We start from the raw sequence: 9,657 nt of genomic DNA on the forward strand, positions 1-9,657 counted from the left end.
GGACAGTCCGCCGGCTGGGGGCGCGCCCCCAGCCGGCGGCGCCCAAGTCTCTATCCCAGCGCCAAAGACACAAGCTGCCGGAGGCAGCGCCCGGCGTTTGAGGGGCGCGGAGGTGAAACCTTCGCGCGCTTGGCATGAGATTTCCCCGCGACGCCGCTTCGCGGCGCCGCGGGGACCCCGTGATTCGCTCCAGGGTCGAGACGCGTCACGGCCTGCCGCGGCCAAGCCGCGGCAGGCGCCAATGGGCGGCCTCGGACCGGTCGAAGGACTGGCCCGTCGGGATCAGGCCTTGGCGGCCTTCCGCTTCGCCTTCTTCATGCCGGCCAGCGCCGCTTCCTTCAGCGCCGGGCTGGCCTTGAAGCGCACGGTGGCGCCGGCCTTCACCGGCACCTTCTCGCCGGTGCGGGGGTTCATGGCGGTGCGCTTCGGCGTCTCGCGCACCACGAAGGAGCCGAAATCCGGCAGGGTGAAACGCCCGGTGCCGGTGATCTCGGTCTTGATGGCCTCGATGAGGTCGCTGGCCAGGCGGTTCGCCGCCACGGCCGGCATCTCGGTGGACTGGACGATGACGTCGGTCAGAAACTTCTTCGACATGCTCGGGACTCCCTGAGAATCCCCGCGTCATAGCGAGAAGATCGGGCGGCGTCAGTCGTCTCCTTGCGTCCGGCGCGCAAGAAGCCGCCGCGGGACGTTCGGCAGGGGAGCGACTCGATCAATTCGGCGCTGTCGGGCGCGTCGTCCGGCCCGCTCCGGCGCCCGCAGGGCCGCGACTCGGCAGGGGCCGGCATGGCCCCCGCCATCTGGCCGGCCTGGAGCATGATCGCCCGAGGTGGGATCACCGAAGGCGCGACTCACGCAACCCAACACCGCGCCAGACCATGATCCGCGAACCCGCGTGAGCGGATCGTGGTCCAGGAGGTTCCCGCATGCGCCCCGATCCCGCCACGCCCAGGCCCGCTCTCGCCGGCGGTCCCGCCATCGCCCGCATCGCCCTGGCGGCCGGGCTGGTCCTGCTCGGGCTCTGGACCCTGCACGGCTTCCTGCCGGCCCTGGCCTGGGCAGTGATCCTGGCGATCGCCGCCTGGCCGGGCTTCGCGCGCGCCGGGCGGCGCTGGCCGGCGCAGCGGCGGCTGCTCCTGCCGATCATCTTCACCGGCGCCATCGCCCTGCTCTTCCTCCTGCCCCTCGGCCTGCTGGCGGTGCAGGCCGGGCGGGAGGCGGGCGGGCTGCTGCACTGGCTGCAGGAGGCGCAGCAGAGCGGCCTGCCGCCGCCCGCCTGGCTGACCAAGCTGCCGCTCGGCGGCGCGGCGCTGCGGCACTGGTGGCAGCAGAACCTCGCCGATCCCGAGGCCGTGGCCGGGCTGCTGGCGCGGCTGCGGCAGTCCGAGCTGCTCGGCATGGGCCGCGAGCTCGGCGCCAGCCTGCTGCACCGGGCCATCCTCTTCGGCTTCACGATCCTGACGCTGTTCTTCCTTTTCCGCGACGGCGAGACGCTGGCGGCCCAGGCGCGGCGGGCGAGCGCCCGCCTCCTCGGCCCGGCCGGCGAGCGGGTGGCGCGGCAGATGATGGCCTCGGTGCACGGGACGGTGGACGGGCTGGTGCTGGTCGGGCTCGGCGAGGGGCTGCTGCTCGGCATCGCCTATGCCCTGGCCGGGGTGCCGCATCCGACGCTGCTCGGCGCCGTCACCGGGCTCGCCGCCATCATCCCCTTCGCCGCGCCGGTCGTCTTCGGCGGGGCGGCGCTGGTGCTGTTCGCCCAGGGGGCGGCGACCGCCGGCCTCGCCGTGTTCCTGTTCGGGATGGTGGTGGTCTTCGTCGCCGATCACGCGGTGCGGCCGGCGCTGATCGGCGGGGCCACCCGCCTGCCCTTCCTGCTGGTCCTGCTCGGCATCCTCGGCGGGGTGGAGAGCTGGGGCCTGCTCGGCCTGTTCCTCGGGCCGGCGCTGATGGCCGCCCTCGCCCTGCTCTGGCAGGAATGGACGGCGCCCCGGCCGGAGGCGCCGCGCCCCGGCTGAGCCGGCCTGTTTTCGGAGCATCGTCACCCGATCAGGTTCGCCCGCCTGATCGGGATCTGCTCTAGCGGATGCGGGTCTTGGCCCAGGCCTCGGCCAGGCGGGAGACCGGGTCGAAGGTGAGGTCGAGGCGCCGCCGCGGCCCGCCGGCGGCGATGGGCAGGGATTGCAGCTCGGCCGGCACGTCGCCCCAGCGCCGCACCGGGCCGCTGTCGACATGCACGAAGCCGCGGCTGCCATAGATGCCGACGCCGCCGCGGCCGAGCCGCAGGGCCTGCTCGCCGAAGGCCGCGATCCGGTCCGGCGCCACCATCACGTCGACCGCCCCGGCCCGCAGATGCTGGCTGTCGCCGGCACCGTGCACGGCGTAGTTCGTCTCCGGCGTGCGGTAGCCGGAGAGGATGGTGATCTCGCCGGTCAGGCCGGCCCGCTGCGCCACCTCNGCCGCGGCCGTCATGCCAGGGGCCGGCGAAGCGCGAATTGTTCGCCGCATGCCGGATGGCGATGCGCCGCACCGGGGCCACGGGGCGGCGCGGCGCCGCCTGGGCGACGCAGGGGACGATGGCGATCGCGGTGGGGGCCGCGAGGCACAGGGTTCGGCGTCTCATGAGCGCACTCGTAAGGGACTGCGACGGCAGCGGGAACCCCGTCTGACACCCATTTGCCCCAGCCGGGCCGATTCCGTCCCACATGAACCGCATGTGAATTGAATGGCATGCCGGCGAACGCGCGCCGATTGCATCGCGTTGACGCCCCTTCGCGGCCCCCGTCGCGGCCAAGGAGTGCGTGATGCGAGCTTTGACGGTCATCCCCGGACGCGCGGGCTCGGCCGCGGTGATCGAGGTGCCGGAACCCGCCCTGGCGGATGGCCCGGTCCTGGTCCGGACCCATGCCGTCGGGGTCTGTGGCACGGATGAGGAGATCGTCTCCGGCAGCTATGGCTGGGCGCCGGCGGGCGAGGAGCGGTTGATCATCGGCCATGAATCCCTCGGCGAGGTGATGGAGGCGCCGGCCGACAGCGGCTTCAAGCCGGGCGACCTGGTGGCCGGGGTGGTGCGGCGGCCCGACCCGGTGCCCTGCCTCGCCTGCGGCGCCGGCGAGTGGGACATGTGCCGCAATGGCCGCTACACCGAGCGCGGCATCAAGCAGCGGCACGGCTTCGCCTCGGAGCGGTTCCGCATCGAGCCGGACTTCCTGGTGCCGATCGCGCCGGAGCTCGGCCTGCTCGGGGTGCTGATGGAGCCGGCGAGCATCCTCGCCAAGGCCTGGGAGCATGTGGAGCGCATCGGCCAGCGCGCCCGCTGGGCGCCGCAGACCGTGCTGGTGACCGGCGTCGGGCCGATCGGGCTGCTCGCCGCGATGATGGGCCGGCAGCGCGGGCTCGAGGTGCATGTGCTGGCGCGCAGCCCGGACGGGCCGCGGCCGCGCCTCGCCCGGGCGCTCGGCGCCACCTACCATGCCGGCGAGGTCACCGACCTGCCCTTCCACCCGGATGTCGTCCTCGAATGCACCGGCGTGCCGGAGGTGGTGGTGGCGGCGATGCAGCAGCTCGCCCCGGCCGGCATCTGCTGCCTGGCCGGCATCTCCTCCGGCGCCCGCCGCATCTGCCTCGACGGCGGCACCGCGGAGCGGCAGATGGTGCTCGGCAACGAGGTGCTGTTCGGCTCGGTCAACGCCAACATGCGGCATTTCCGCGCCGCGGCGGAGGCGCTGGCCCGGGCCGACCGGGGCTGGCTGGGCGGGCTGGTGACCCGCCGCGAGCCGCTCGACCGCTGGCAATCCGCCCTGCAGCGGCAGGCCGACGACATCAAGACCGTGATCGACTTCACGCTCTGACATGGCGCTCCAGATCGAGGACTACGCGGTCATCGGCAACCGCGAGACCATGGCCCTGGTCGGCCGCGACGGCAGCATCGACTGGCTCTGCCTGCCGCGCTTCGACAGCCCCGCCTGCTTCGCGGCGCTGCTGGGCACGGCGGAGAACGGCCGCTGGCGGATCGCGCCCAGCCATCCGGGCGCCCGGGTGAGCCGGTGCTACCGGCCCGGCACCATGGTGCTGGAGACGCGCTTCGAGTGCCCCTCCGGCGCGGTCACGGTCATCGACTGCATGCATCGGCGGGATGGCTGCAGCGACATCGTGCGGATCGTCCGCGGCGAGCACGGGCAGATGACGCTGCGCAGCGACCTGGCGATGCGCTTCGACTACGGGCGCGACATCCCCTGGGTCTCGCGGCTCGAGGATGGCCGGCTGCAGGCCATCGCCGGGCCGGACCGGCTGGTGCTCGACACCGCCGTGCCGCTCAAGGGCGAGCGCATGACGACGGTGACCCGGTTCGAGGTCTCGGCCGGCCAGAGCATCCCCTTCCTCCTCACCTGGAACCCCTCCTACCGTCCGCTGCCGGAGCGGCTCGATGCCGAGGCGCTGCTGCTCGCCGAGACGCGCGAATGGCAGGCCTGGTCGGGGCGCAGCCGCACCGCCGGGCCCTGGGCCGAGGCGGTGGACCGCTCGCTGATCACCCTGCGCGGCCTGGCGCATCGCGAGACGGGCGGCATCGTCGCCGCCGCCACCACCTCCCTGCCGGAGCAGCTCAAGGGCTCGCGCAACTGGGACTACCGCTTCTGCTGGCTGCGCGACGCGACGCTGACGCTGCTGGCGCTGATGGCCGGCGGCTATGTCGAGGAGGCCGCCGCCTGGCGCGAATGGCTGCTGCGGGCGGTGGCGGGCAGCCCCGACAAGCTGCAGATCATGTACGGGCTGGCCGGCGAGCGGCGCCTCGAGGAGTGGCAGGTGCCCTGGCTCACGGGCTACCAGGGCGCCCGGCCGGTGCGCATCGGCAACGCCGCCTCCGGCCAGATGCAGCTCGATGTCTTCGGCGAGCTGCTCGATGCCATGCACCATGCCCGCCGGGCCGGCATCCCGCCGAACGACGCCGCCTGGAACCTGGAGCGGACGCTCGCCAACCGGCTGATCGAGATCTGGCACCAGCCGGATGAGGGGATCTGGGAGATCCGCGGCCCGCGCCGGCACTTCACCCATTCCAAGGTCATGGCCTGGGTCGCCATCGACCGGTCGGTGCGGGCCATCGAGGAATTCGGCTTGCCCGGGCCGCTCGAGGAATGGCGCGCCGTGCGGGCCCGCATCCACCGCGATGTCTGCCGCCGCGGCTTCGACCGGCAGCGCGGCTGCTTCGTCCAGGCCTATGGCGCGCCGCATCTCGATGCCAGCCTGCTGATGATCCCCCTCGTCGGCTTCCTGCCGCCCGAGGACCCGCGCGTGCGCGGCACGGTCGAGGCGATCGAGCGCGAGCTCATGGTCGAAGGCTTCGTCCGCCGCTACGACACCGGTTCGGATGTCGACGGCCTGCCGCCGGGCGAGGGCGCCTTCCTCGCCTGCAGTTTCTGGCTGGCCGATAATTACGTGATGCTCGGCCGCCGGCCCGAGGCGCGCAGCCTGTTCGAGAGGCTGCTGGCGTTGCGCAACGATGTCGGGCTGCTGGCCGAGGAATACGATCCGAAGGCGCAGCGCCTGGTGGGCAATTTCCCGCAGGCCTTCTCGCACATCGCCCTCGTCAGCACCGCGGGCAACCTGACGCGGACCGAGGCGGCCCCGGCGGAGCAGCGCTCCGGCCGCCAGGCGCCGCCGGAGGAGCCGGAGGGCGGGCCGCAGGGGGACCGGCGCGAGCGGCTGCTCCCCGCGGTGCGGTGAGTCGCAGAGCGGTGACGGGGCAGGCCGCGCCCGTCCCGCTTGCGGAACCAACCCAGGGGCGCCGGGTTGAAGCCGGGCCCCTCGGGAGCCAGGCCAGCATGCCCAGCGATCCGCGTCCCGCCACTGCCAAGGCGGCCCGGCAGGCGGCGCGCGCCGCCGCGCTGCGCTACGTCTCAGACGAGACGCCGGGCATCGGCCGGCGCCGCCACGGCGCGCGGTTCCGCTACACCCAGCCCGGGGGCGGCAGGCTGGCCGACCGGGCGGCGCTGCGACGGATCAAGGCGCTCGCCATCCCGCCGGCCTGGACCGAGGTATGGATCTGCCCCTTCGAGAACGGCCACATCCAGGCAACCGGCCGCGACGAGCGCGGCCGCAAGCAGTACCGCTACCATCCGCGCTGGCGCGAGACGCGCGATGCCGCCAAGTTCGGCCGCATGGCGGACTTCGCCCGGCTGCTGCCGCGCATCCGCGAGCGGGTGGCGGCCGATCTCCGGCGCACCGGCCTGCCGCGCGAGAAGGTGCTGGCGACGGTGGTGCGCCTGCTGGAGACCACGCTCATCCGCGTCGGCAACGACGACTATGCCCGGCAGAACGGCAGCTACGGCCTCACCACGCTGCGCACCCGGCATGTCGCCGTGGAGGGGAGCAGCTTGCGCTTCCTGTTCAAGGGCAAGAGCGGCAAGACCTGGAGGCTGCAGCTGCAGGACCGCCGCCTGGCCCGCATCCTGCGCGAGTGCCAGGAGCTGCCCGGGCAGGAGCTGTTCCAGTATCTCGACGCCGATGGCCAGCGCTGCGGCATCGATTCCGGCGACGTGAACGACTACCTGCGCGACATCGCCGGCGCGGAGGTGACGGCCAAGGATTTCCGCACCTGGGCCGGGACGGTGCTCGCCGCCCTCGCCCTGCACGAGTTCGAGCGGGTGGACAGCGCGGCGGCGGCCAAGCGCAACGTCAAGCAGGCGATCGAGCAGGTCGCCGCCCGGCTCGGCAACACGCCGACCATCTGCCGCAAATGCTACGTCCATCCCGGCCTGCTCGACCTCTACATGGATGGCGAGCTGGCGCTGCGGCTGAAGCAGGAGGCGGAGGAGAAGCTGCGCGAGGAGGCCGCCGGCCTGCGGCCGGAGGAGACGGCGGTGCTCGGCCTGCTCATCGGCAAGCTCGCCCGCGCGACGCGGTCCTCGCCCCGCATCGTGCGCGCCGGGGCGGAGAGCCGCGCGGCGACCGCCTGACCACCCGGCTCAGCCGGCGCGCATGCGGCGCGCCAGCATCTCGCCGATCATCACGCAGGTGAAGTGCAGATTGGCCCGGCAATCGGCCGGCATGATCGAGGCATCGGCGATGCGCAGGCCGGTGACGCCGCGCACCTGCAGCAGCGGGTCCACCACGCCGCGCGGGTCCTCGAAGGCGGTCATGCGGCAGGTGCCGGCGGCGTGCTGGATGTCGCCCGCCTCCTGCAGCATCAGCGCGTCCAGCGCGTCGTCCGGCAGCGCCGCGGCCTCGGCCATCGTCAGGGCGCTGTCGCCGAAGCGGATCGCCTCGGCGATGCCGGCGACCGCCGGCAGGGCGCAGAGCCGGGCCAGGCGGCGGACGCCGTCGCGCATCCGCAGCCGGTCGCGCGGATCCTCCAGCATGGCCTCCTCGACCACCGGATTGGCCTCGGGGTCGGGCGAGACCAGCCGCACCTCGCCGCGCGAGAAGGCGTCGTAGAGGGCGACGCCGATGGCGCCGACCGGCGCCGGCAGCGGCCCCTCCAGCCCGCGATGGTTGTAGGCGATCATGATCATGTCCCGCTCGCCGCCGCCGCCGAGGCCGCTGCTGTAGGTGACGCAGCAATTGGTGTGGCGGGCATCCGGGTCGCGCGCCGCATGCTCCGGCCGCAGCATCAGCGTCGCTCGCAGGATCGGGTGGTCCATGAAATGCCGCCCGACCGCCGGCAGGTCCTGCCGCACCGGGATGCCGAGCGCGGCCAGCGCCGGCGCCGGGCCGATGCCGGAGCGCATGAGGATCGCCGGGCTGTGGATGGCGCCGGCGCAGAGCACCACGGCGCGGGCCGGGATATCCTGCCACGCGCCGCCCTCCCGCCGCGCCCGCACGCCGACGGCGCGGCGGCCCTCGAACAGCACCCGGTCGACCAGCATGCCGCCGCGGATCTCGAGATTCGGCCGGCCACGCGCCGGCTCCAGATAGGCGTCGTTGGTCGTCACCCGCCTCCCGTCGCGGAGATTGATCGGGTTGCAGGAGACGCCCTCCCCCTCCGGCGCGTTCAGATCGGGCTTCCAGGGATGCCCCGCCGCCAGCGCCGCGTCGCGCAGCGCCCGGTCCACCGCGCCCCATGCCGCCTCCGGCATGCGGAAGACCGGCAGCGGGCCGCCGCGGCGGAGGCCGGGGGCAATGCCCGTCATCGCATCGTCCTCGATGGCATCGAAGACCGGCAGCACATCGGCCGCCGACCAGCCCTCGCAGCCCGCCTCGGCCCAGGCATCGAAGGCGGCCGGCACGCCGCGGATGGCGATCTGCGCATTGACCGTGGAGGAGCCGCCGAGCGCCTTGCCGCGCCAATAGAATTTCGGCGCCTGCGCCGCCGTGCGGCGGGTCATCAGCCCCGGCCATTGCCAGGCCGCCTGATGCGCCGGGTCATGCATGAAGGGCACGATATTGGCGCTGCGCAGCGCCGGCGGCGCCTCGGCCGCGCGCCAGTCCCGGCCGGCCTCCAGCAGCAGCACGCGGCGGCCGGCATCCTCGCTGAGGCGGGCGGCGAGCGGCGCGCCGGCCGAGCCGGCCCCGACCACGATGACATCATGCATGCGGGCAATTCCCCTCCGAGGCGGCGCACGGGGCGCTGCAAGCGGCATGCCGTGCCGCCCGTCGCCGCGACCTTGCGGGCCGGCGGCGCGTGGGTGGATGCTCCTGCCTTCGCAGCCATGCGACAAGGGAGGAAGACCATGCCGAAGCGCCAGCCCGATGCCGAGATCGAGGCCATCCGCGCCGTGCTCGCCGCCCGGCCGCGGCCGGCGGAGCTGGCCGAGCGCCGCCGCCGCCTCGATGCCCTCGGCGGCAGCTACCCGCTGCCCGGCGATATCCGCGTCGAGCCGACCAGCGCCGGCGGCGTGCCGGCGGAATGGACCGAGGCGCCGGGGGCGGATGCCTCGCGCGTGCTGCTCTACCTGCATGGCGGCGGCTATGTCGCCGGCTCGCTGACCAGCCACCGGCCGATGGTGGCCGAGGCCGGGCGGCAGGCCGGGTTGCGCACCCTCGCCCTCGACTACCGGCTGGCGCCGGAACACCCCTTCCCCGCCGCGCTGGAGGATGCCGTCGCGGGCTATCGGCATCTGCTGGAGCAGGGCTTCGCGCCGGCGCGGATCGCCATCGGCGGCGACAGCGCCGGCGGCGGCCTGGCGGCGGCGCTGTTGGTGGCCTTGCGCGACCAGGGCCTGCCCCTGCCCGGCTGCGCCTGGCTGATCAGCCCCTGGGTCGATCTCGAGAGCAGCTATCCGAGCATGGCCAGCAAGGCCGCGGCCGATCCGATGGTGCAGAAACCCTATCTGCTCGAGATCGCGCCGATGTACCACGGCGCGACATCGGCGCGCGCGCCCCTCGTCTCGCCCATCCATGCCGATCTGCACGGGCTGCCGCCGCTGCTGGTGCAGGTGGGCTCGGCCGAGACGCTGCTCGACGAGGATGTCGCCTTCGCCGGGCGGGCCGGTGCGGCGGAGGTGGCGGTGACGCTGGAGGTCTGGCCGGAGATGATCCATGTCTGGCATCTCTTCCACCCGCAGCTCGCCGCCGGGCGGCGCGCCATCGCCGCCGCCGGGCAGTTCATCCGCGCGCAGCTCGCGGCCTAGACGGTGTTACGGACCAAGTCGAAGGCGGCTGTGGCTTTGGCGAGCATGAGGCTGACGAAGGCGATGACGTGCAGGCCTGCGAGGGTTTGGGGGA

At 73.7% G+C, this 9,657-nt stretch carries 8 protein-coding genes; 5 read left to right on the forward strand and 3 right to left on the reverse strand.

The genetic code is table 11. The features are described from left to right. Nucleotides 1-282: 282 nt before the first annotated feature. Complete coding sequence (locus DOO78_RS26270) at nucleotides 283-594, reverse strand: HU family DNA-binding protein (protein WP_111472841.1); 312 nt, start codon at nucleotides 592-594, stop codon at nucleotides 283-285. Nucleotides 595-926: 332 nt separating this feature from the next. Here DOO78_RS26270 and DOO78_RS26275 point away from each other — a divergent pair, with 332 nt between their 5' ends. After that, nucleotides 927-2,015: an AI-2E family transporter gene (locus DOO78_RS26275; protein WP_111472842.1), complete on the forward strand. Its 1,089-nt coding sequence runs from the start codon at nucleotides 927-929 to the stop codon at nucleotides 2,013-2,015. 61 nt (nucleotides 2,016-2,076) lie between these two features. Here the strand turns inward: DOO78_RS26275 and DOO78_RS26280 are convergent, their stop codons facing one another. After that, complete coding sequence (locus tag DOO78_RS26280) at nucleotides 2,077-2,505, reverse strand: YcbK family protein (protein WP_111472843.1); 429 nt, start codon at nucleotides 2,503-2,505, stop codon at nucleotides 2,077-2,079. Between the two features lie 296 nt (nucleotides 2,506-2,801). Between DOO78_RS26280 and DOO78_RS26285 the strand changes: the two genes are divergently transcribed. From DOO78_RS26285 to DOO78_RS26295, 3 genes are all read left to right on the forward strand, one after another. Next, a complete protein-coding gene (locus tag DOO78_RS26285) occupies nucleotides 2,802-3,848 on the forward strand; it encodes a glucose 1-dehydrogenase (protein ID WP_111472844.1) in 1,047 nt (348 codons plus the stop codon). 1 nt (nucleotide 3,849) lies between these two features. Continuing rightward, nucleotides 3,850-5,718 carry a glycoside hydrolase family 15 protein gene (locus DOO78_RS26290; RefSeq protein ID WP_111472845.1) on the forward strand — a complete coding sequence of 623 codons (1,869 nt, stop codon included), beginning with the start codon at nucleotides 3,850-3,852 and terminating at the stop codon, nucleotides 5,716-5,718. A 98-nt stretch (nucleotides 5,719-5,816) separates the two neighbouring features. Then, complete coding sequence (locus DOO78_RS26295) at nucleotides 5,817-6,950, forward strand: DNA topoisomerase IB (RefSeq protein WP_111472846.1); 1,134 nt, start codon at nucleotides 5,817-5,819, stop codon at nucleotides 6,948-6,950. A 9-nt stretch (nucleotides 6,951-6,959) separates the two neighbouring features. Here DOO78_RS26295 and DOO78_RS26300 read toward each other — a convergent pair whose 3' ends face one another. Further along, a complete protein-coding gene (locus DOO78_RS26300) occupies nucleotides 6,960-8,525 on the reverse strand; it encodes a GMC family oxidoreductase (RefSeq protein WP_111472847.1) in 1,566 nt (521 codons plus the stop codon). A 138-nt stretch (nucleotides 8,526-8,663) separates the two neighbouring features. Here DOO78_RS26300 and DOO78_RS26305 point away from each other — a divergent pair, with 138 nt between their 5' ends. After that, a complete protein-coding gene (locus DOO78_RS26305) occupies nucleotides 8,664-9,563 on the forward strand; it encodes an alpha/beta hydrolase (protein WP_111472848.1) in 900 nt (299 codons plus the stop codon). Nucleotides 9,564-9,657 lie beyond the last annotated feature (94 nt).

It is taken from the genome of Roseicella frigidaeris (genome assembly GCF_003258945.1).
GTDB lineage: Bacteria > Pseudomonadota > Alphaproteobacteria > Acetobacterales > Acetobacteraceae > Paracraurococcus > Paracraurococcus frigidaeris.

Excerpts from the sequence above, each read along its gene's own strand:
- DOO78_RS26270 (WP_111472841.1), bottom strand. The coding sequence starts at position 594 with ATGTCGAAGAAGTTTCTGACCGACGTCATCGTCCAGTCCACCGAGATG.
- DOO78_RS26275 (WP_111472842.1), top strand. The coding sequence starts at position 927 with ATGCGCCCCGATCCCGCCACGCCCAGGCCCGCTCTCGCCGGCGGTCCC.
- DOO78_RS26285 (WP_111472844.1), top strand. The coding sequence starts at position 2,802 with ATGCGAGCTTTGACGGTCATCCCCGGACGCGCGGGCTCGGCCGCGGTG.
- DOO78_RS26290 (WP_111472845.1), top strand. The coding sequence starts at position 3,850 with ATGGCGCTCCAGATCGAGGACTACGCGGTCATCGGCAACCGCGAGACC.
- DOO78_RS26295 (WP_111472846.1), top strand. The coding sequence starts at position 5,817 with ATGCCCAGCGATCCGCGTCCCGCCACTGCCAAGGCGGCCCGGCAGGCG.
- DOO78_RS26300 (WP_111472847.1), bottom strand. The coding sequence starts at position 8,525 with ATGCATGATGTCATCGTGGTCGGGGCCGGCTCGGCCGGCGCGCCGCTC.
- DOO78_RS26305 (WP_111472848.1), top strand. The coding sequence starts at position 8,664 with ATGCCGAAGCGCCAGCCCGATGCCGAGATCGAGGCCATCCGCGCCGTG.